The organism is Ulvibacterium sp. (assembly GCF_965228935.1).
Classification (GTDB): Bacteria; Bacteroidota; Bacteroidia; order Flavobacteriales; family Flavobacteriaceae; genus Ulvibacterium.
Genome location: NZ_OZ245846.1, coordinates 5,448,927 through 5,468,984, shown reverse-complemented (window position 1 = coordinate 5,468,984; position 20,058 = coordinate 5,448,927). Strand labels below are relative to the sequence as shown.

Sequence of the window (20,058 nt, the reverse complement as noted above, 5' to 3'; positions counted from 1 at the left end):
AATCCGTTACCATTGATAACCTCGACCGTTACCCATAAGCTTAAAGGCCCAATGAAAAAGTATTTACCAACAATCCTGATTTTGTCCATTGTAAAGCTAATGATTCAATGGTTTGGAAATCGGAATTATGGATTCCATCGAGACGAATTACTTCATTTATCGGTCAGTGAGCATCTAGATTGGGGGTTTATGGAGTTTCCGCCATTTATCGCTTTGCTTGGAAAAATATCGTATTTGTTTTTTGACTATTCCCTTTTGGGGGTAAGACTTTTTCCAACCCTTGCCGGCGTTGGAATTTTGATACTATGTTGTTTAATTGCGAAAGAACTTGGTGGAAAATCCAGGGCCATTTTCCTTTCTGGAATTTGTATCCTGGCGTTCCTTCCTTTTTATAGAAATCACACTTTATTTCAGCCTGTTGCCTTCGATCAGCTGTTCTGGACGCTTGGGTTTTATTTCCTCATCAGATTTATGAACTCACAGAACAAAAAATTTCTGATTCTTTTGGGAGTTACCTTTGGTTTGGGACTAATGAACAAATACACCATTCTAGTTTGGGCTTTTGGAGTATTTGTTGGTTTGTTTTTCTATCAAAAGGGAAAACTGTTTAGGAATAAATGGCTTTACATTTCGGTACTGATAGCATTACTCATCTTCTTGCCCAATATTATTTGGCAAGCACAAAACAATTTTCCACTTTTAAAACATTTACAAGCTCTAAATGCCAATCAACTTAACGGGATAAATCCAATGGAGTTTGGCCTGGAGCAATTAAACTTTCCATTTACGCTGACCATAAGTATTTTTGGTTTGGTTGCCCTGATGACCGACAAAGCCTTAAAAAAATACAGAACGATCGGAATCGCATCAATAGTCATCTTTTCCACTATGTGGCTACTCAATTCCAAAGCATATTACGTATTTGCGATTTACCCGGTCCTTTTTGCCAGCGGCTCGGTGAAACTGGAATCCTTACTCTATAAAAAACCGATTTGGGTCTATGCCATAGCAGCGGTAACCTTAGTTCCGTCCGTTTATTTCATTCCCAGGCTCACGCCTATTCTTCCCATTGAAAAATTTGTCGAATATTCCCAAATAGAGGAAAAAAAAGGACGAATAGAATTAACCGGGGATTATGCCGATATGTTCGGCTGGGATGAACAGGTAAAATTGGTCGATAGTGTTTATCGATCATTGAGTCCCAAAGAAAAAGGCAATTGTGTTTTATGGGCGGAAAATTACGGAGAGGCCGGTGCACTCAAAATATTGGGCAAAAAATACGACTTGCCCAATCCGATAAGTAGGCACGGAAGCTTTTGGACTTGGGGTTATGGAAACAAGGATGCCGATGTCTGGATAAGTCTTGGGAATGAAAAAGAGTCCGTTGCGTATGTTTTTGAAGAAATCGAGTTGGTGAAAACAATCACTCACCGATATGCGATAGGAGAAGAAAACGGAATTCCCCTTTACATTTGTAGGAAACCGAAAATTAACATTCAGAAATGGTGGCAAGATTATGAAGAACACATATTCGATTAAAAAAGCCAGCAGGTAAGATTGTGTATCAATAATAGGGGTATAGGCAATAAATTAGGTGTATAATTATAGGACAAGGGCCGGTACCCAATGGAGAATTGAAGGGAGCGGAAGTCCACCACTATTTATGGCCGGGACCCTAGGTTACGATCTAAGTAAATGGATAAACAAGGCAAAAATAGTTTTTGGGGTATTGCTTTCGTATGTATCCGTTTACTCCCCGGCGTGCATGAATTAATGGGTTTGTTTAATTTTATTGTGGCAAGAACCGTTTGCGAGTGGATTTGTTGGAAGTATCCGTCGCTATTGGTGGAATTTTGGTCGGTTAGGGGAAAGCAACTTCTACAGGCGTAGCGATCGTCCGTAAACCTTATAATCCAGATAATATATGAAAATCATCATTACAGGAAGTACAGGAATGATAGGAAGCTTGGTTTTGATCCATTGCTTAAACGAGCCGAAGATCACCGAGGTAATAAGCCTGGTTCGAAAACCGACCGGACAAAGGCATACCAAACTCACTGAAGTAGTAGTCCAGGATTTTGAGGACTACAGTAATCACAATGACTTGTTTAAGGGTATAAAGGTCGCTTTTTTCTGTCTTGGCGCATACACGGGACAAGTTTCCGATGGGTTGTTTAAAAAAATCACGGTGAATTATGCGGTTGAATTTGCCAAGGCCTTGGAGAAAAACAGTTCTGAGGCGACGCTATGTTTATTAAGCGGTGCAGGAGCGGACAGGACCGAAAAGAGCAAAACTTCCTTTGCACGTTACAAAGGAATGGCCGAAAACCAAATCTCCGATTTAAACCTCGGATTTTATAGCTTTAGACCAGCATACATTTACCCGGTGCAACAAAGAAAGGAACCGAATTTTGGATATAGGATACTTAGGGTTTTATATCCCTTGCTTAAGATCTTTGGCAAGCGCTATAGCATTACATCAACAGAGTTGGCGAACGCCATGTTCCATGTGGGACTTAATGGTGCGGACAAGGAAATTTTGGAAAATCAAGATATATTGAAATACGGGCACATTAAAGCTTAAAATCGGGACAACATCAAAAATGAAATCGAAAATGAAATCATCTAGCATCCTCACCATAGCCGTTTTTTTATCCATTACTTTTTCTATTCACGGACAGACCCAAAAGGACTCCCTGGCGATTAGACAAGTAGCGTTGGATTATATCGAGTCCCAACACAACGTGAAGCCCGAACAATTTGAACGGGCCGCTCACCCCAGGATGGTCAAAAGAACATTTTGGACGGATAAGAAAACCGGGAAGGAGTATTTACGGGAAACGTTTACGGATGCTATGATCTTACTTGCGGAGACCTATAACAAGAATGGGGACGGGTTTCCGGAGAATCCCAAAAAAGAGGTCATCATATTGGATATTTATGATAAAACTGCTTCGGTAAAGCTCATAGCTGATGATTGGATCGATTACATGCACATCGTAAAACTAAATGGCAAATGGCAACTGATCAATGTATTGTGGCAATTCAACGATTCCAGTGATCACTAAAGAACATTAAAACCTGGTGAAAGATAACGCCAAAGCGTATCTTAAGGTCTAGCCGTTGGCCTAATTAAAAAAGCCAAGATGCATATGGACTAAGACCTCCGACCCTAGAAGTAGTGATGTGGTTGCTACAACTTTATCTTGGTTCTACTTGGTTAAAGTATTTTAATATGGCCTATTGGAATGGGCTTGGGGGAGCCTTGCACTCGGAAAAATACAGCCTAACATTCTACGAAAACGTACCCCTTAAAAATTCTCGCCTGGACTCCCATACCTTCCTACTAATCTGCCACCTGGAAAGCCCTTCCAAGTGTACTTTGGGTTAGGGCAGGTCGACTTTCGCAACTCGCAAAGAGATGAGTTCAGTTGACATTATTCCTCCCATGAGGAAAGCCCGATAATCTCCCCGTTTGGCCCGGTAAAGAATGTGTATTTATCCCGGACATAGTTTTCATTTTCCAACGCATACCCCTCTGCTTTCAACCTGTCCCCGATCGGACCGATGTCATTGACCTTAAGCATAAAGTGGTTGTGATTGGTATTCCCGACCGGCCCAATAGTGTGCTGAAATTCCGGAGCGGTAACCGATAGGCCAATGGTCAAGTCATACGCCCTTAGTTTCATGACCAGCATCCCTTCAAGTCCCGGGCCGTGAAGGACTTCGGCGTCGGACAATTTAAAACCGAGAATCTCACGATACAGCTTAAGGGTTTTTTCGAGTTCTAGCACGTGTACGCTGATATATCTCAAGCCTGTGACCCTGGCCCTTTCATCTGCGACCGGTGAATCCACACTCTGGGCGGAACTGAAGCCCGTGACTGCGAGGACGAACATTATGGAGAGGCAACATCTCCAAACGAGGTTCGGCCCAGGGGTGTTTTCTTTTTTATCCTTACCCATATTAATTTTCATACTAAATGTCTTTTATAAAGAGGTTAATCAACAGTACCATACAACTTATGAAAAAAAAGTTGCGCTCCGGCATCGTATGGGCCAAATAAGTGCCAACGGACTAGACAAAAACTTGACAATCCATGTAAAGTTTAAATTCTCAATACGATATGGGTCGTATCTACGTGCCGAAAGGGATTTTTGGAGGGCTTCCTTTTAAAAGGATGGAATATCGATTATCTTGGTTATATTATAATTCATTCGTAGGTTGGCACAGGCAGACCAAACAAAAAAATGAAAGAAAAGGAAAAACCCAGACTTTCAAGGTTAACCGCCATTATTACGCAGTTGCAATCCAAAAGGCTTATTACCGCAAAATACCTGGCCGAAAAGCACAACGTAAGTATACGGACGATCTACAGGGATATCCGTACCCTTGAAAAATCGGGAATACCCATTGTAACGGAAGAAGGTAAGGGATATTCCATTATGGAGGGGTACCATCTTCCGCCGGTTCTATTTACCGAGGATGAGGCCAATGCCCTGATTACCGTGGAGCAATTGGCCATTCACAACAAAGATCGATCGTTGAGCGAAAATGTTTCCAGTGCAATCGAAAAAATAAAAGCTATTTTGAGGTATTCCCAAAAGGGAAATGCGGATTTGTTGGCTGGTAGAATCTACTTTGGAGGGCATCAGCATGTAAAGAAGTCGAGCAATAACCTAATGCAGATACAATCGGCCATTACCCAATACAAAGTCTTGACCATCGATTATCTTTCCTCCGAGGATAGGCGGACCACTAGAAGCATTGAGCCATTTGCCATCTATAGCATTAACGGAGATTTTCTATTAATTGCCTTTTGTCGGTTACGTAACGATTTTCGACACTTCAGAATAGATTATATCAAGAAACTTGTGGTAGAAAACCAAACGTTTAGTCCATATGATATGACGATACAGGAGTATTTTGAGAAATACATAAAAAATCAGTAATACCCCTGACACATCCCTGTCACAACTCCATTTTATGTTTGCCGTGAAACAATCTTAAAAACAGTACAAATGGAAATTGTAAAAATCATTATCCTGTCGGTATCAAGTCTTATGTTGCTCTTTGTAGGTGCAATGCGGTTAAGCAACCCCATAAAGACCTATTTGGAAAATTCTGGAATTACACTACAAAACGATGTCAACCTTTTAAACGAAATGCGAGGCGTAAGCTCCGTAATGCTCGGCGGAGGAATCATTATTTTGTTAGGAACCATTATACCAGGTTTGACCTTTACTTCATTTACGGTCGCAGCACTGATTTTTCTTGGATTTGCATTGGGGAGGTGTATCGGTATGGCGATTGACGGCAAACCAAATAAAAAAATTATCCAAGGCATCCGGTTTGAAATGGTTCTAGGCACGGCTAATGTTTTTGGTCTAGTAAACACCTTAGTCTAGAAATTTGAAGCGACCCCACAATTGCTGATTTGCGTTTGGTATGGAACGATGGCAACGGCTACCAAGGTGTACCGGAAAAGCACAACCTATACACATTACGATTTGATCAAGGCATTATGAACAGGCTTACAAGAATAACGGCAATTTTAATTCAATTGCAGTCAAAGAGAATCGTTACCGCAAAGGAAATCGCCGGACGGTTCGAGATCAGTCTGCGAACGGTTTACAGGGACATCAGAACGCTACAGGATGCGGGTGTGCCCATTGGTTCGGAAAATGGGGTCGGTTATTTTTTGGTCGATGGGTATCGACTACCCCCGGTCTCGTTGACCGAGGAAGAGGCGAACGCCTTGATCGTTTCCGAAGAGTTCATCCGGAGGCAGGGGGATAGATCGTTATCCAAAAACTATGATTCGGTATTGACCAAGATAAAATCGACCCTTAGAAACTTTCAGAAGGACCATCTCGAATTCCTGGCAGACCGTACCCTTAGTTTTGTAAAGGGCGAGGTTGTTGAAAGTAATGGGCTGTCCGAAATACAAAAGGCCATTTCCAACAAAAAAGTACTCCATATCACCTACCGATCTATTTATAAGGAAGAGTTGACCGATCGTAAGATCGAACCTCAGGCCGTCTATTTTACCAATAACCTATGGATTGTCATCGCCCATTGCCGACTTCGGGAGGAATTCAGGGAATTTAGATTGGATAGAATCCATCGGTTAACGGTGACTTCCGGGACTTTTGAACCAAACCTGAAATTCAGCTGGCAAAATTATTTTGGACGTTTCCAGGTATAGTTGACATAGGGCTGTCACCGACCCACTTTACTTTTAACCTATGAGAAAAAATGATTACAGGTTTAACAGTTTTGACGGCTTATGGTTACAGCCGGTCAGACACAAAAAAAGTAAAATGGAACACGCTAAGGTTTTAGAAATGGTGTTATGGAAATCCAAGGAAGGCATAAGCACCGCAACGGCAAAGAAATCCTTTACGAGGCTCAATGATTTTGTAAGGGATCAACCCGGATTTATCTCTAGAAAAACTTCCTTGGCCGAGGACGGAAGGTTCCTGGACATTGTACTCTGGACAGACATGGCCTCTGCCAAGGCAGCTTCGGAAAAAGCAATGAAAAACAAGGATCTGGTGGAGATTTTTAGTACGATCGATGAAAGGGAAATGGTTTTCCAACACTTTGAAGTTTTTAATAGTACCGATTAACCGGGCACTAAACAGAGCTGAAGTACTAACGGTTTGGGAGTTTTCCCAAGCCGTTTTTTGTATAATTAAAGTATATTGTAACCACAAACAACGTAGGATACCCTCTCCTACCGCTAATACACAAGGCCGTTGAACACTTTTCATATCTCGAACCAATGCATCGGATAGCGGTAAAAAAAGGGGAGATTCTACAGAAGGCTGGAGAATTTAATAGCAAAATCTATGTAGTGGAGTCGGGTTTGTTACGAAGTTATACCATCGATAAAAAAGGAAAAGAACACATTTTTATGTTCGCTCCGGAAGGTTGGGTTATCGCGGACAATATTCCTCCCGAATTGCAAACAAGTTTATATATAGATGCGCTGGAAGATTCTAGGATTATCGTCCGAAACAAGGACATAAAAAGTGAAGGTCAAAATGTTGGCCCTTTGATAAAAAGATTATGGGTCCTTCAAAAAAGGATACTCATGTTAATGAGCTCTTCCGCCATAGAACGCTATCAGGATTTTATCGAAACATATCCTGAAATTACACAAAGAATTCCACAACGAATGATAGCTTCTTATCTGGGGATTACCCCTGAGGCACTTAGTAAAGTAAAGTCGGAAAGGATGCGCAAATCGTGACCTTCTTTCTTAATCTACATTAATGCGTAACCCCATGGGATCTAGGATATTTGAGTTTAAAACATACTCCTATGAAAAGCATGTCCGTTTTACTTCAGGTTTCCTCTATACTATGGATTGTATGGGGGCTGGTCCATATTCTTGCCGGTGTAATGACCATGAAAGGTGTATTGACCGATGATATTTCGGCCTCGATTGCCGGAATTGCCGATGCCGTTGATCCAAACACATTACAAATGGATTATCCAAAAGCTGCCGGAGCAATTATAGGGCAACATGGGTTCAACCTGTTTTGGATTGGATTGGTGACCCTTTTATCCGCTTTTTATATTTGGAAGGGAAACAAAAATGCTATTTTCTTAGCCGCGATCACAGGGGGGTTGGCCGATTTGGGTTATTTCCTTTTTATGGATTTAGGTAACTATGTAAAATTCTTTCCGGGAACGGTTATGACCCTGGTCTCTTCACTGGCCATTATCACTAGCTTTTATGCCTACTTTAAAAACAGAAAACTAGATAGGTCGGAATAAAAATCGGCATACAAGGTATCGGATAATAGTGTTAACAACGCGGGCCATTGGGTTTGCGCTTTTTTAGTATCTTTTCCTGATGGAAAAGTACAACGGTCAAATTCCACCCCTATCATTCGAAAAACAACTGGCAGCAATTTCAGGATTGGGCTGTAACCGCTCGAAAATACAGTATATATGAAGAAAGTAATAGTTTGCATGTCCCTAGTAATTATGGCCGGTTCCTGTAGGAACGCCGAAAAACCAAGTGAAACACCAAAAAAAGTTGCGGACAAAATAACGGAAGAGGAAGCCTTGAATTTGTTACATCAATGGACGGATGCCTATCTGGCCGGTGACGCAGCACCTTTACGGGAGATTCTTGATGAATCCTGGGTGTACTCCGGTTCCTCGGATGGTACCGTGTCGGATAAGGACGCTACCATTACGGAATTTGCCAATGCCGACTATACATTTCAAGACATCGTCTACGAAGGCTTGGATGTTCGCCTGTATGGCAATGTTGCGGTAATCAGAGGTTCGGAAAGGATGGTGATCGTCGGAAACTCCGGTGGGGACACCACAAAATTGAGACTTCGCTTTACCGATGTATATCAAAAAAAGGATGGGAAAATCAAGGCCATAGCTACCCATAGTTCTCCCATCGTAGAAGAATGAAATCATTGCTTCATAAACAAGGTGGGATCGGTAACGCTAATCCCATTGGGATGCTCAAGAAAATAATCGGCAATACGCTTATATAGCCTAAGATGGTCCTCAACACCGTCCCAATTCCAATTATCGTTGATTTCATCCTTAGGGGTATGTATCCCTCCCAAATCCAAGGGTTCCGCAATTTTGCCACCCTTTAGGCGATTTCCCGTCCAAAGTGTCAATGCCGGAATTCCCTTTGCCAGGAACGATGCCGTATCAAAATTTGTATTCAGATCATCCACCCAATCCGGACTGATGTAATGCAACCCCAAGGGTGTAAGTAAGGTTTCAATCTCATCGATAAAATCGACGCCCTGTCTGGGAAAAACAAAATAATCCTCCCGCGGTCCGGAAACATTAAACCCATCGATGTTCAAGCAAATGATGGTGTCCTCATTGGGGAAAATGGGATGGTTCACATAAAATTGGCTTCCATGAAGGCCAAATTCCTCACCTGCGGTCGCCACAAAAACCAAGTTATGCCTAGGGGCATCGGCATTCTTGAATAACCGGGCCAGTTCCAGCAATGCGGCGACCCCAACGGCATTGTCCCGTGCCCCGTTGTAGATCGTATCCGTTTGGCCTTCTTCCCTCTGTATGCCGAGGCCGTCATAATGCGCCATAAACACCATTGATTTTTTGCTTGGGGTACCGGCCTCGATAAACCCTACGACGTTGGATTCCATTTCCGATTCCCCGGGAAATAGAAATTTTTGGTAAAATGAATCACCATCTATTTGCCGAAGCCCGACCGACTTGAACTGCTCGGATATATAGTTAGCCGCAAGGCGGATTCCCCGACTACCGGTTCCCCGACCCTCAAGTTTATCCGAAGCGAGAAATTCCGTATGAGTCTTAATATTGTCCTTGGACTGTGTATGAAGTACAAATGGTAAAAGCAGAAGTACTGAATTCCAGTAAATTCTTTGGTTTAAATTCATCATAAGAATACGTTAAGGTTCCCTTTAGGGAGTCTGATTTTTTCCTTTCGTTTCATCCGGATGAAAAAAATTTAAAATAGCAGTCGATGGTTGTTGGCATAGAGAGGTATATTGTAACTTGTACGGTCATTGCGGTGCATGCCCAAGAGACCAACTGTAAATCCTTCTGTTCAACCTAATAAAAAAGTATGACCCAATTAAGATTACCGGAAGCTCCAAATTCCATTCAGAAAGGAGTACCCTTAAAGCTTGTTCTGGACGAACCGGCGATTACACAGCTGGGAAGCAATTTGAAGTTGGTCCACAAAGATTTTAACGAGCGATCCTTTGTTAAGGAAGCACTGTCCCACATAGAGCCCCTTTCCCTTAAGGAGCGCGGTTTAAAAATAGCGGAGGTGTTACGAAAATATTTGCCCAATACCTATTCGGAGGCGATAGCCGTACTGTTGGCATCGCTTACCCCACCCTTGCAGGATACGGAAAACCTGGGTCTATCCGTAATGTTTTATTTGCCCCATGTAAGTTTTGTGGAACAATACGGCCTGGACAAAAGTTATAATAACCATGAAGATCCCTTTGCTATTTCCATGAAGGCACAATATGAACTGACAAAGCGATTCTCCTCGGAATTTTCGATCCGCACTTTTATCATCGACCAACCGGATAGGACGTTTTCCGTTTTATATGATTGGATGAACGATCCAGATCCGCATGTACGTAGACTGTGTTCGGAAGGAACTAGGCCTAGATTGCCCTGGGCGCAAAAAATCAGTGTATTGGTAAAGGATCCGAGTCCCTCATTACCGATATTGGAACAATTAAAAAATGATGGGAGCCTCTATGTAAGACGAAGCGTGGCGAACCATGTGGGGGATATAGCGAAGGACCATCTGGATTTGGCCTTGCAATTATGCGAAAGTTGGCTTAAGGATGCTTCCAAGGAATTGAAATGGGTCATTCGTCATGCCTTGAGGCATCCTGCCAAAAAAAATGTGGAGAAGGCCCTGGAACTCCGGACAAGGGCAAAATAAGGGAACCTAGATTATGGGCATCAAAACTTTGATACGCTTTGGTCAGTTCAACTTCTCCTTAAAAAAGTCCATGGTTCTTTGCCAGGCCAGTTCCGCGGCCTCCTTATCGTACCGTGGCGTGCTGGTATTGTGAAAACCGTGGTTTACGTCTGGATACATATATGCCGTATATTTCTTGCCATGGGCTTTCAAGGCTTTTTCATAGGCCGGCCAACCTTCGTTCACCCGGGTATCCAATCCGGCAAACTGAAGCATGAGGGGCGCATTGATTTGGTCGATATCCTCCTTGGGTTGTCCCCCATAAAAAGGAACGGCCGCGGCCAAGTCGGATACTTTTACGGCCATCATATTGGAAATCCAGCCTCCAAAGCAAAAGCCGACCACCCCGATTTTTCCGCTACAATCTCTGTGTGACTTTAAATAATGATATGCGGCGATGAAATCTTCCAACATTTTGTTACGGTCCCTTTTTCGTTGCAGGGCCCTCCCTTCATCATCATTGCCGGGATACCCGCCCAATGGGGTCAAGGCATCGGGTGCCAAGGTAATGAACCCATCTAGGGCCGCCCTTCGTGCTGTATCCTCAATATAGGGATTCAACCCCCGGTTTTCATGGACTACGACGATTCCTCCCAACTTTCCCTGGGTATCCTTCGGTTTGGAAAGCAGCCCTTTGATTGCTCCACCTCCTTGGGACGAAGTATAGGTAATATAATCCGAATCCAATCTGGGATCATCTTTTTTGACCAGCAAGGTATCTACATAATTCGGCATCAAAAAGCTCATCAATGCGCCAACGGTGATGCCCCCTACGGCATAAAGCCCCAATTTTTCAATGAATTCCCGACGTTGGATTTTATTATGGGCATAGTCGTCATACAAGTTAAATACTTCCTGTTCGATGTCTTCTTTTTTCAGTGTTTTCATAATACAGTTTTTGATCAGTCCACTGTTTTGTAAATGGATTCGATGATTCTATCCGAATTGATAAATCCTTGGCCATGGGTAGTATCCCATTCTGATGAAAGCCCCATATTCTGGGCTTCAGCTATGGTTTTTCCATCATTTTTCGCCTTTTTGACGCGCATACGCAAAGTAGCCAGCATATCACGATAGGCTACCAAATCTTTTCGACCCATAACCTTGCCGTGACCAGGAATTATTTGAGTATCCTCGTCCACAATAAAAAGGGCCATATTCAAATTTTTGACAAAACCATCAATGTCCCCATTGGAATTGATGTCAATAAACGGATAGCCGTCGGTCAAGTTATCGCCCATGTGAATGACATTACTTTGGGGAAAGTACATATAAGAGTCCCCATCGGTATGGGAGTTGTTGACATGCATGAGGTGCAGGGAGTTTAAGCTATCCAAGTGTATGGTAAACTCATCATTAAAGGTAATCTGGGGCAATGCGGCATATGGTGAGGACGAGGTGGTCCGGCCTCCACTTCTCTCCTGCCTTTTGGACATACGTTTGCGCACATTGTCATGGGCAATAATTATGGCCCCTGAATTTCCCAGGTTTTCATTACCTCCGGTATGATCCCCATGCCAGTGGGTATTCAGCACAAATTTGACGGGCTTATCCGTGATTTGTTTAACCTTTGAAAGGATTTTTTTGGTCAAGGCCCCAAATTGATCATCGATAAGATAGGCATAGGTATCACCTATGGCCAAACCTATGTTTCCGCCCCGGCCATAGAGCACATGGATATTGTCCGTAAGTTTCTCCGATGTAATCGTCACATCGTCCGTATCGTTTTGCGCGATGCCATTAAAAGAGAAAAGCCCCAGAAATACGTATATCAGTTTTTTCATGTGTTTAAAATTTTTAACTACCTGTAAATAAGTTATTTAAAAATTTAAGAACCCATGCAACCACTCGCTGCACTCGTTCTCTCATGAATTTATTTTAATCCTTCCATTACTTGTAGTTTTTGATTAAAAAAATTCATGTTCGTTTCATTTCATAATTTTTAGTGTTGTTTTTGGTCGGGCCATGGCAAATTATGTTACAAAGCAAGCTCTAAATTCAAAGGCAAATCCGCCAAGGCGAACCTCATTTGTCGCAATCGCCAGTTGAAAGCTGGACCGTAACAGGCGGGTGCGAAAGTTAAGTGCAAGACTTTCAGTTTCCATAAATATTTCGATTTTCAAGGGTTACCGAGTTACTAAGTTATTGTTGCGCTCCGCCATAATAACGTAAAACTCAATAACCCAATCCTCGGCAAATTTCATTGTTCATTAAAGGTTTTTAATCCATAACTATGATTTTCAGTATGATTCCACACCATTATTTGAGCAGACTTTTCATAAACTCTTCCTTGTACGCCCTTCCTATCGGAATCTTATTTTGATTTACCAGATAGACCAAATTCCCAGAAATCCGCTCGATTTTTTCTGTATTTAAGATAAACGATTTGTGGATCCTAAAAAAATGATGGCCCTCCAACTCATGCAGCCAATGCCGAAGAGGTTCATTGGAGAGCAGTTTCCCCTTATGGGTATGTATTTCGGTGTAATCCGCATCAGATTGGATATGGATAATATCGCTTATCCGAATCTTTATGTGCTCGTGTCCCGATTTTATATAGATTTCCTTTTTCAACTTGTTTTCCATGGCCATTTTGCCCTGCCCCTCTATTTGGGCCGTACGGGGTACTTTGGAAATGGCCTGTAGGAAGCGTTGAAAGGAGAAAGGCTTTAATAGGTAGTCCACCACATTAAGGTCATAGCCCTCCAAGGCATAATCCGGAAAGGCCGTAGTCAATATCACATGGGGCGGATTGGGCAAGGTCTTTAAAAATTCGATTCCGGAAATTTTGGGAAGGTGAATATCCAGGAACATAATGTCCACCTTTTCGTTCTTCAAAAATTCCATGGCCGAAATTGCATCGGGAAACACCTCTTTTAAGGTCAGGGTACCCACATCGGCGATGAATTTTTTCAAAATCCGTTGGGCCGGTGGCTGATCTTCTATGATGATACAATTCATGGTGCTTTCGTTTTTTCCAATTGTAGCTCCAAATGCACTTCAAAATTTCCCTTTTTCCGGTCAATGTCCAGTCGATGCTTATTGGGATATAGCAATTGCAAACGTTTTTTTACATTCTCCAGGCCAATACCCTTGGCCACGGTATCCAAAGCTTCCGATGCCTCAAAATTATTCTTGCAATAGAAGTGCAATGTGTCGCCCTCCAACCGCAGATCAATATCGATGGTAATGTTACTGGACTGTCCGGACTGACTATGTTTAAAGGCATTTTCAATAAAAACGATTAAAATCAGGGGTGCTATTTTGTAGTCCGAAGCGATATTTTGGGTGTTGAAATTGACCTCTCCCCGTTCTTCGATTTGCAGTTTGTTCAGCTTTACGAAATTATGGAGCTGTTCTATTTCCTTGGCCAAGGGAACAAACTTCTCCTTGCATTCGTACAGCATATACCGGAGCACTCCGCTAAGCTCAAGAATTATTTCCGGGGTCTTGGCCGAATTTTCCAAGGCGTGCGAATAGAGATTGTTCAGGTTGTTGAACAAAAAATGGGGATTGATTTGGGAGCGCAAAAACTGAAGCTCGCTTTCCTGGATGGTACTGGTGAGTTCATCGATCTGTCGCTGTTTTTGAAGGGCATCCCACCCAAACTTGAATCCGGATAGAATTACAATAATCGGCAATACATCGAACAGGGCAAAATAAATACCTGGGAAGATCCTGGCCCTACGTGTACCGGCAAAGAATATTTGTTCCAATATCAATTCCTCGATTAAAATCACCACAAAAATGACCAGGGCCACCAATCCGAAGAAGGCCCACTGTTTTTTTCGGTACAGGAATCGGGGCATTAAATAATAGGTAATAAAGGCGGCGGCCAGGGCATAGCTCAAAAAAGACCATATTTGGAATCCATCAATACCTGGATTGTTCCTGTCAAAGGAATAGAAAAGCAGCACCGAGATGTGCAGTACAATCTGAAAAAAGAGCTCTTTTCTTGAAATCACAAGAATGGAAATTTGAATAGCCTAAACTAAAGTATAAAAGGTAACCCATAAAAAGATGTATTCCAAACGACGTTCTTTCTCCCCTGAACAACAACACTACAGGATTTTTTTGGATAATTGTCGATTGGGGCCATATCCATGTCGTTTGGAGGATTTTGTTTTCAGTTTTTCCTTAGGAATTCCATCTTTGAGAGTATAATCGGAATGCCCTATGCGTTTAAAAACAAAACAGATTACTTTTTTCCTTTGCAGCTTGTTCATGGCTATGGGCACAATTTCTGCCCAAAACACCCGATCCATCACCGTAAAAGGCAAGGTAGTGGAACAAATAAATGGAACACCGATAGCCTTTGCTACTGTAATGATTGCTGACAATGAGACCAAAAAACCCATTAGCGGCACAACAACTTTGGACGATGGAAGTTTTGCCCTGGAAACGGACGCGGATAATTTTTACATTGAAATCAGTTTCCTGGGTTTCCAGACCAAAACCTTTGGGCAGCCCGAGGCAAGAAGCAAGACCATTGATCTGGGCACCGTTGCACTTTCCGAGGATGCCGAACAACTAAACGAAGTAGTCGTCCGGGGAGAGGAATCCGTAACGGAATTTAAGCTGGACAAGCGCGTTTTTAATGTAGGGAAGGATTTGAGCAGTACCGGGGCAAGTGCCTTGGACGTTTTGAACAATGTTCCCTCAGTAAATGTGAGTATCGAAGGCCAGATAAGCCTAAGGGGAAGTGCGGGGGTACAGGTGCTCATCAACGGAAAGCCTTCCATTATCGCTAGCGAGGAAGGGAATACCTTGGGTACCATCACCGCGGATATGATCGATAGGGTGGAGGTCATTACCAATCCATCTGCCAAATATGACGCGGAAGGAACGTCGGGAATCATAAATATCGTCATCAAAAAAGAGGAAAGAAAAGGGCTTAACGGTTCGGTTTCCGTAAATGCCGGTGCCCCCGAAAACAACAGTGTGGGGATAAGCTTAAATCGAAGGACGGAGAAGTTTAATCTGTTCAGTCAGATAGGGGTAGGATTCCGCGATTTACCGAGCGACATCGATAATAGGAATGTGGATTTGGTAAACAATACGACCATTCTGACTACCGGTACGGAATTCAGGAATGAAAACTACTACAATTTTGTGTTGGGAACCGATTATTACCTGAGTCCCAATGACGTAATAACACTTTCGGGCAATTTTGCCCTGGAACTTGAAGATCAACCCTCTACCACCAATTTTGCATCCTTGGATGCCTCGAATGAAATTACCTCCCAGTGGGAACGCAACGAGACCACGGAGGCCACCAATCCAAAATTCCAGTACGAACTACAGTATAAAAAGGATTTTAAGGGGGATGAGGACCACACATTGCTGTTCAGCGCATTGGGGAATTTCTTTGGAAAGGATCAGTCCTCGGATTTTCTGGATACCACGATTTCCGGGGAGAACAATGATAATGCGCAACGGACCCGAACCGATTTTAAGGAATCCGTTTTCACCTTTAAGTTGGATTATACGCTGCCAATTTCCAAAAAATGGACGATGGAGACCGGAACACAATATGTCCTTAACGACGTAAACAATGATTTTGAGGTCAATAATTTGATCGGGGGCGAATTTATAAACGATCCCGGTCTTACCAATGTTTTCGAGTTTGATCAAAGGGTTTTAGGGCTTTATGGTACGGGGGCCTATGAAGGGGAAAAATGGGGGATAAAGGGCGGTTTGCGCTTGGAGCAGACCGATTTGAACACCATACTGATCAATACCAATGAAATCAATGACCAGAATTATACCAACCTATTTCCCAGTGTACATACCTCCTATAAATTTTCCGAAAAAATATCCCTGCAGGCCGGGTACTCCAAACGTATTTATCGACCACGGCTTTGGGATTTAAACCCTTTTTTCAATATCCGTAACAATTTCAATATTCGCCAAGGTAACCCGGAGTTAATGCCGGAGTTTACCGACTCCTACGAGTTGACCAGTATTTTCTTTATCGGTAAGACTTCCATGAATCTTGGGGTCTATCATCGGTACACCACTGACGTTATTGAAAGGGTATCCTTTTTCGAAAACAATGTGAATACGGTACGGCCGGAAAATATCGGTACCAATAGGACCACGGGAATCGAGTTCAATACCAAATATAGCCCGGCCAATTGGCTTACCCTCAATGCGGACTTTAACTATAGCCAGTTTGCCCGCGATGGCTTTTTTGATGGCACGACCTTCGATTTTAGCGCAAATCAGTGGTCCTCCAAACTGATGACCAAGGTGAAGCTCCCCGCGGATATTGATTTGGAGGCGACTGGAAACTATCGATCAAGTTTTGAGACGGTTCAAGGCAGAATAAGTGAAATGGCCTTTTTAGACCTTGGCGTACGCAAAAAACTGTTCAAGGGAAAGGGCGTGTTGAATTTGAGCGTACGTGATGCCTTTGCCTCCAGAATACGGGAAAACGAGATAAGTCAGGAAGATTTTTTCATCTATAGCCGAAGCCTTAGGGGTACTTTTGTGGCCTTTGGATTTAGTTATGGTTTTGGAAAAGGGGAGGCCATGGAGTTTACCGGGGCAAGACGAAGATTTTAATCCAGTTTGCGGCCGAATACACTTGGACTATGGGAAGAAGGACCGAACAGACCATGCGCACCTATCACAGATATTTAGGATTCTTTTTGGCTGGCATAATGGCGATGTACGCCATCAGTGGAATCGTACTTATTTTTAGGAATACCGATTATTTAAAAAAAGATGTACAGGTCGAAAAAGAGTTGGAACCGCAACTAACGACTGGGGATTTGGGCAAGGCCTTAAAGAAAAAGAATCTAAAAGTAGATAGGGAAGAAGGAGCACTCATCCATTTTGAAACCGGTACCTACAATACGGTAACGGGAGAGGCCCAATATCTTGAAAAGCGCTTACCCTTGATCTTGGATAAAATGGCCAAAATCCATAAGGCCAATTCCGATCATCCCTTGTTTTTTCTCAATATCTTTTTTGGACTATCCCTTTTGTTCTTTGTCGTATCCGCGTTTTGGATGTTTCGGCCCAGCACCCCAATATTCAAAAAAGGCCTCTATTTCACTTTTGGGGGAGTTATTCTTACCCTTATTTTGCTATTTGTTTGACCAGCGGGCAAAGCGTACATTTGTTTACGGCCGCCCCATCCGATTTAAATCGACTCGCAAAACACAAAAATTGATCTGATGAATAGATGCATTTTTAATTCAATTATCTGGGTATTGCTCATTGCACCCATACACCTTTTATCCCACGAACCCCCAACGGAATTTTTGCAATCTGAAAGAAGTAACCAAGCCGGGGAATACACCTTGATAGTCGAGGGATACGATTGGGGCCCAGCTGCCAGCCGGGTAATCCTGTCCTTAAAAGAGACCGTATCAGCGGCCACTGCCGGGGAATATGAAGTCTCCGTAAAGCGTACTACCGAACAAGCCCAGATTCCCGATGAAATGGCCTCGGGGCAGCGAACCGTACAATATGCCTATGTATCCGATAAAAATGGCAATAGGGTGGCCAAAGGAAAATTCCTGACCCTTCTCCTTGCCATAGGGCCAAATATGGTGCTTGCCTCGCCCATGCAATACATTCCCAATGCACGGGGCAACGTATGGATCGATTACCAACTGACCATAACCCATACCAAGACCGGTGAGGTTTGGGACAAGGAAGCCAAAAGAATTCTACCCTTGGTCAACGAATTCGATCTGACCGGAAAGCACACGCATAACGAGGACATCAGTCTGTCCTATGCCGCTTTTACGCCCAAAACCTCTAACAAAAAATCCCCCTTGATCATATGGCTCCACGGGGGAGGGGAAGGAGGTACCGATACGACTATTCCACTAATGGCCAACAGGGCGGCCAACTACGCCTCGGATGAAATACAGTCCCTCTTTGGAGGGGCCTATGTCCTTGTACCCCAAAGCCCGACCTTTTGGATGCAAAGTGCCTCGGGGGAATACACCCGGGGAAAGGAAAATGATATCTATAACGAGGCTTTGATGGGTCTTATTAAAAAATATGTGGCCGATCACCCCCAAATTGATACCGAGCGGATCTATATAGGGGGATGCTCCAATGGGGGCTATATGTCGCTAAAGTTGATACTCCTCTATCCCGATTATTTTGCCGCAGGTTACATCAGTGCCTTGGCCTATCATTCCCGGTTTATTACGGACGAGCAGCTACAGAAAATTAAGGATGTACCCATGTGGTTTCTCCATTCCAAGGACGACCCGGTAACCCTTCCGGAAGAAACGGTGGTACCGTTGTACAAGCGATTGATGGATGCCAATGCCCAAAATGTACATTTTTCGTACTACGATAATGTCGTGGACATTACGGGTTTCTTTGGGGGTCCCAATTACCGGTACCACGGCCATTTTTCATGGATCTATTCACATGCCAACCATGCCGATTTCGGTTTTCAGGGCAATCCCGTACTATGGGAAGGCAAACCTGTTACGATAATGGAATGGATGGCCGCGCAACGGAATTAAGGATTCAGGAATTCCACGGATTTGATTTTTCTTTTTGGACCAATCAAAAAACAGGCAGAAAAGCCCCTCGCTTTTTTGTACTTTTAGATGGACGGAATTTATCAAAAAAGAAAGCCACACAGTACCTATGAAAAACGGAACAGCATTGCCCAATTTACCCTTTGAGGAGTGGAAAGAAACCCGATTGACCGTACATTTGATTCTACAGATTATTGGGAAGACACGTCTAAAACTGACCGCTCGGAAAAATCATTGGTGGTATATTACGCTCTACGTTACCTCAAGGGGATTTGGCACCCACAGTATCCCGGTCAATGATGGACTCGATACTTTGGAAATAGATTTCAATATACTGGAAAAGGCCGTTGTGTTGTCCCATAGCACCTACGAACCGATTCACATTTCCTTGCTACCCGATCCGACCATAGCCGAATTTTACGAACATTTTATGAAGGCACTGGCCAGTTTTGACCTGCATCCCAAATTTATAGAGAAACCTTTGGATCTGGGTATTGAAACCCGCTTTGACGCCATCCGGGACTATCATCATTACGATTGGGGATATATCCAAAGGTTTTGGAAACTGATGCAATGGAACCATGCCGTTTTTCAGGAATTTAGCGGCCGGTTTTACGGAAAGACCTGCCCCGTCCATATCTATTGGCACCATATGGACCTCACGGTGACCCGGGTTTCGGACAGAAAGCTCCCGCCTATGGACAAGTCGGCACGTATTCTGGAACGGGATACCTATTCCCATGAGCAGATCAGTTTCGGATTTTGGGCAGGTGACGACAGTATGCCCGAACCTATGTATTATGCCTATACCTACCCTTCCCCTGAGGGCTTGGATGAAGAACCCTTATTTCCGGAGGCCGCCAATTGGGTAGACAGCAATGGAAGCCCCATGGCCCTGCTGCGTTATGAAACGGTCAAGAATTCTGAAGACCCGAGAGCTGCAGTACTGGACTTTTTGGAAAGTGCCTACCAGGCTGGCGCCAAACGGGCCAAATGGAATATCCCCGAATTGACGGTCCCTTCCTTGGAAGATATTTGAAACTAATA

The 20,058-nt window shown here is 43.3% G+C and carries 21 protein-coding genes; 15 read left to right on the top strand and 6 right to left on the bottom strand.

Features of this window, described 5'->3' with window-relative positions; all coding sequences use genetic code 11:
• Positions 1–51: 51 nt before the first annotated feature.
• The 3 genes from ACO06Y_RS23155 (at position 52) to ACO06Y_RS23145 (ending at position 3,068) form a co-directional block, all read left to right on the top strand.
• Positions 52–1,539, top strand: coding sequence for an ArnT family glycosyltransferase (locus ACO06Y_RS23155; RefSeq protein ID WP_422081439.1), 1,488 nt, complete (start codon positions 52–54; stop codon positions 1,537–1,539).
• Between the two features lie 385 nt (positions 1,540–1,924).
• Entirely contained in the window at positions 1,925–2,584 is a 660-nt protein-coding gene (locus tag ACO06Y_RS23150; protein ID WP_422081438.1) for an NAD(P)H-binding protein, read from the top strand.
• Positions 2,585–2,615: 31 nt separating this feature from the next.
• The gene (locus tag ACO06Y_RS23145) at positions 2,616–3,068 is read left to right on the top strand and encodes a nuclear transport factor 2 family protein (protein WP_422081437.1); all 453 of its coding nucleotides are present in this window, start codon (positions 2,616–2,618) and stop codon (positions 3,066–3,068) included.
• Positions 3,069–3,437: 369 nt separating this feature from the next.
• On the opposite strand, the gene ACO06Y_RS23140 is transcribed toward ACO06Y_RS23145, so the two are convergent.
• Entirely contained in the window at positions 3,438–3,977 is a 540-nt protein-coding gene (locus tag ACO06Y_RS23140) for a VOC family protein (RefSeq protein ID WP_422081436.1), read from the bottom strand.
• Positions 3,978–4,250: 273 nt separating this feature from the next.
• On the opposite strand from ACO06Y_RS23140, the gene ACO06Y_RS23135 reads away from it, so the two are divergent.
• The 7 genes from ACO06Y_RS23135 to ACO06Y_RS23105 all read left to right on the top strand — a co-directional run bounded on the left by ACO06Y_RS23135 (position 4,251) and on the right by ACO06Y_RS23105 (position 8,445).
• The gene (locus ACO06Y_RS23135) at positions 4,251–4,952 is read left to right on the top strand and encodes a helix-turn-helix transcriptional regulator (protein WP_422081435.1); all 702 of its coding nucleotides are present in this window, start codon (positions 4,251–4,253) and stop codon (positions 4,950–4,952) included.
• Positions 4,953–5,021: 69 nt separating this feature from the next.
• Positions 5,022–5,408: a DUF4345 domain-containing protein gene (locus ACO06Y_RS23130; protein ID WP_422081434.1), complete on the top strand. Its 387-nt coding sequence runs from the start codon at positions 5,022–5,024 to the stop codon at positions 5,406–5,408.
• 29 nt (positions 5,409–5,437) lie between these two features.
• Positions 5,438–6,208, top strand: a complete 771-nt coding sequence (locus tag ACO06Y_RS23125) for a helix-turn-helix transcriptional regulator (RefSeq protein ID WP_422081433.1) — start codon at positions 5,438–5,440, stop codon at positions 6,206–6,208.
• A 115-nt stretch (positions 6,209–6,323) separates the two neighbouring features.
• Positions 6,324–6,632 (top strand): hypothetical protein, encoded by a 309-nt coding sequence (locus ACO06Y_RS23120; RefSeq protein WP_422081432.1) that lies wholly within the window; start codon positions 6,324–6,326, stop codon positions 6,630–6,632.
• 155 nt (positions 6,633–6,787) lie between these two features.
• On the top strand, positions 6,788–7,258 hold the full coding sequence (locus ACO06Y_RS23115) for a Crp/Fnr family transcriptional regulator (RefSeq protein WP_422081431.1): 471 nt from the start codon (positions 6,788–6,790) through the stop codon (positions 7,256–7,258).
• 71 nt (positions 7,259–7,329) lie between these two features.
• Positions 7,330–7,788, top strand: coding sequence for a hypothetical protein (locus tag ACO06Y_RS23110; RefSeq protein WP_422081430.1), 459 nt, complete (start codon positions 7,330–7,332; stop codon positions 7,786–7,788).
• A gap of 177 nt (positions 7,789–7,965) precedes the next feature.
• Positions 7,966–8,445 (top strand): nuclear transport factor 2 family protein, encoded by a 480-nt coding sequence (locus ACO06Y_RS23105; protein ID WP_422081429.1) that lies wholly within the window; start codon positions 7,966–7,968, stop codon positions 8,443–8,445.
• Between the two features lie 2 nt (positions 8,446–8,447).
• Here the strand turns inward: ACO06Y_RS23105 and ACO06Y_RS23100 are convergent, their stop codons facing one another.
• Positions 8,448–9,425: a M28 family peptidase gene (locus tag ACO06Y_RS23100; RefSeq protein WP_422081428.1), complete on the bottom strand. Its 978-nt coding sequence runs from the start codon at positions 9,423–9,425 to the stop codon at positions 8,448–8,450.
• A 185-nt stretch (positions 9,426–9,610) separates the two neighbouring features.
• Between ACO06Y_RS23100 and ACO06Y_RS23095 the strand changes: the two genes are divergently transcribed.
• On the top strand, positions 9,611–10,453 hold the full coding sequence (locus ACO06Y_RS23095; protein ID WP_422081427.1) for a DNA alkylation repair protein: 843 nt from the start codon (positions 9,611–9,613) through the stop codon (positions 10,451–10,453).
• 42 nt (positions 10,454–10,495) lie between these two features.
• Here ACO06Y_RS23095 and ACO06Y_RS23090 read toward each other — a convergent pair whose 3' ends face one another.
• The 4 genes from ACO06Y_RS23090 to ACO06Y_RS23075 form a co-directional block, all read right to left on the bottom strand.
• Positions 10,496–11,380 carry a dienelactone hydrolase family protein gene (locus ACO06Y_RS23090; RefSeq protein WP_422081426.1) on the bottom strand — a complete coding sequence of 295 codons (885 nt, stop codon included), beginning with the start codon at positions 11,378–11,380 and terminating at the stop codon, positions 10,496–10,498.
• A gap of 14 nt (positions 11,381–11,394) precedes the next feature.
• A complete protein-coding gene (locus tag ACO06Y_RS23085) occupies positions 11,395–12,276 on the bottom strand; it encodes an MBL fold metallo-hydrolase (protein WP_422081425.1) in 882 nt (293 codons plus the stop codon).
• A 475-nt stretch (positions 12,277–12,751) separates the two neighbouring features.
• A complete protein-coding gene (locus tag ACO06Y_RS23080) occupies positions 12,752–13,453 on the bottom strand; it encodes a LytR/AlgR family response regulator transcription factor (protein ID WP_422081424.1) in 702 nt (233 codons plus the stop codon).
• Complete coding sequence (locus tag ACO06Y_RS23075) at positions 13,450–14,457, bottom strand: sensor histidine kinase (RefSeq protein ID WP_422081423.1); 1,008 nt, start codon at positions 14,455–14,457, stop codon at positions 13,450–13,452. Before ACO06Y_RS23075 ends, ACO06Y_RS23080 begins: the two co-directional genes overlap by 4 nt.
• Before the next feature lie 211 nt (positions 14,458–14,668).
• On the opposite strand from ACO06Y_RS23075, the gene ACO06Y_RS23070 reads away from it, so the two are divergent.
• From ACO06Y_RS23070 to ACO06Y_RS23055, 4 genes are all read left to right on the top strand, one after another.
• Positions 14,669–17,059 carry a TonB-dependent receptor domain-containing protein gene (locus ACO06Y_RS23070; RefSeq protein ID WP_422081422.1) on the top strand — a complete coding sequence of 797 codons (2,391 nt, stop codon included), beginning with the start codon at positions 14,669–14,671 and terminating at the stop codon, positions 17,057–17,059.
• 29 nt (positions 17,060–17,088) lie between these two features.
• Positions 17,089–17,598: a hypothetical protein gene (locus tag ACO06Y_RS23065; protein WP_422081421.1), complete on the top strand. Its 510-nt coding sequence runs from the start codon at positions 17,089–17,091 to the stop codon at positions 17,596–17,598.
• A gap of 78 nt (positions 17,599–17,676) precedes the next feature.
• A complete protein-coding gene (locus tag ACO06Y_RS23060) occupies positions 17,677–18,993 on the top strand; it encodes a prolyl oligopeptidase family serine peptidase (protein ID WP_422081420.1) in 1,317 nt (438 codons plus the stop codon).
• Positions 18,994–19,120: 127 nt separating this feature from the next.
• Positions 19,121–20,050, top strand: a complete 930-nt coding sequence (locus ACO06Y_RS23055) for a DUF5996 family protein (RefSeq protein WP_422081419.1) — start codon at positions 19,121–19,123, stop codon at positions 20,048–20,050.
• Positions 20,051–20,058: the final 8 nt, after the last annotated feature.

Excerpts from the sequence above, each read along its gene's own strand:
- ACO06Y_RS23055 (WP_422081419.1), top strand. The coding sequence starts at position 19,121 with ATGAAAAACGGAACAGCATTGCCCAATTTACCCTTTGAGGAGTGGAAA.
- ACO06Y_RS23135 (WP_422081435.1), top strand. The coding sequence starts at position 4,251 with ATGAAAGAAAAGGAAAAACCCAGACTTTCAAGGTTAACCGCCATTATT.
- ACO06Y_RS23085 (WP_422081425.1), bottom strand. The coding sequence starts at position 12,276 with ATGAAAAAACTGATATACGTATTTCTGGGGCTTTTCTCTTTTAATGGC.
- ACO06Y_RS23130 (WP_422081434.1), top strand. The coding sequence starts at position 5,022 with ATGGAAATTGTAAAAATCATTATCCTGTCGGTATCAAGTCTTATGTTG.
- ACO06Y_RS23060 (WP_422081420.1), top strand. The coding sequence starts at position 17,677 with ATGAATAGATGCATTTTTAATTCAATTATCTGGGTATTGCTCATTGCA.
- ACO06Y_RS23105 (WP_422081429.1), top strand. The coding sequence starts at position 7,966 with ATGAAGAAAGTAATAGTTTGCATGTCCCTAGTAATTATGGCCGGTTCC.
- ACO06Y_RS23095 (WP_422081427.1), top strand. The coding sequence starts at position 9,611 with ATGACCCAATTAAGATTACCGGAAGCTCCAAATTCCATTCAGAAAGGA.
- ACO06Y_RS23090 (WP_422081426.1), bottom strand. The coding sequence starts at position 11,380 with ATGAAAACACTGAAAAAAGAAGACATCGAACAGGAAGTATTTAACTTG.
- ACO06Y_RS23100 (WP_422081428.1), bottom strand. The coding sequence starts at position 9,425 with ATGATGAATTTAAACCAAAGAATTTACTGGAATTCAGTACTTCTGCTT.
- ACO06Y_RS23110 (WP_422081430.1), top strand. The coding sequence starts at position 7,330 with ATGAAAAGCATGTCCGTTTTACTTCAGGTTTCCTCTATACTATGGATT.
- ACO06Y_RS23150 (WP_422081438.1), top strand. The coding sequence starts at position 1,925 with ATGAAAATCATCATTACAGGAAGTACAGGAATGATAGGAAGCTTGGTT.
- ACO06Y_RS23115 (WP_422081431.1), top strand. The coding sequence starts at position 6,788 with ATGCATCGGATAGCGGTAAAAAAAGGGGAGATTCTACAGAAGGCTGGA.
- ACO06Y_RS23145 (WP_422081437.1), top strand. The coding sequence starts at position 2,616 with ATGAAATCATCTAGCATCCTCACCATAGCCGTTTTTTTATCCATTACT.
- ACO06Y_RS23070 (WP_422081422.1), top strand. The coding sequence starts at position 14,669 with ATGCGTTTAAAAACAAAACAGATTACTTTTTTCCTTTGCAGCTTGTTC.
- ACO06Y_RS23120 (WP_422081432.1), top strand. The coding sequence starts at position 6,324 with ATGGAACACGCTAAGGTTTTAGAAATGGTGTTATGGAAATCCAAGGAA.
- ACO06Y_RS23080 (WP_422081424.1), bottom strand. The coding sequence starts at position 13,453 with ATGAATTGTATCATCATAGAAGATCAGCCACCGGCCCAACGGATTTTG.
- ACO06Y_RS23155 (WP_422081439.1), top strand. The coding sequence starts at position 52 with ATGAAAAAGTATTTACCAACAATCCTGATTTTGTCCATTGTAAAGCTA.
- ACO06Y_RS23065 (WP_422081421.1), top strand. The coding sequence starts at position 17,089 with ATGGGAAGAAGGACCGAACAGACCATGCGCACCTATCACAGATATTTA.
- ACO06Y_RS23140 (WP_422081436.1), bottom strand. The coding sequence starts at position 3,977 with ATGAAAATTAATATGGGTAAGGATAAAAAAGAAAACACCCCTGGGCCG.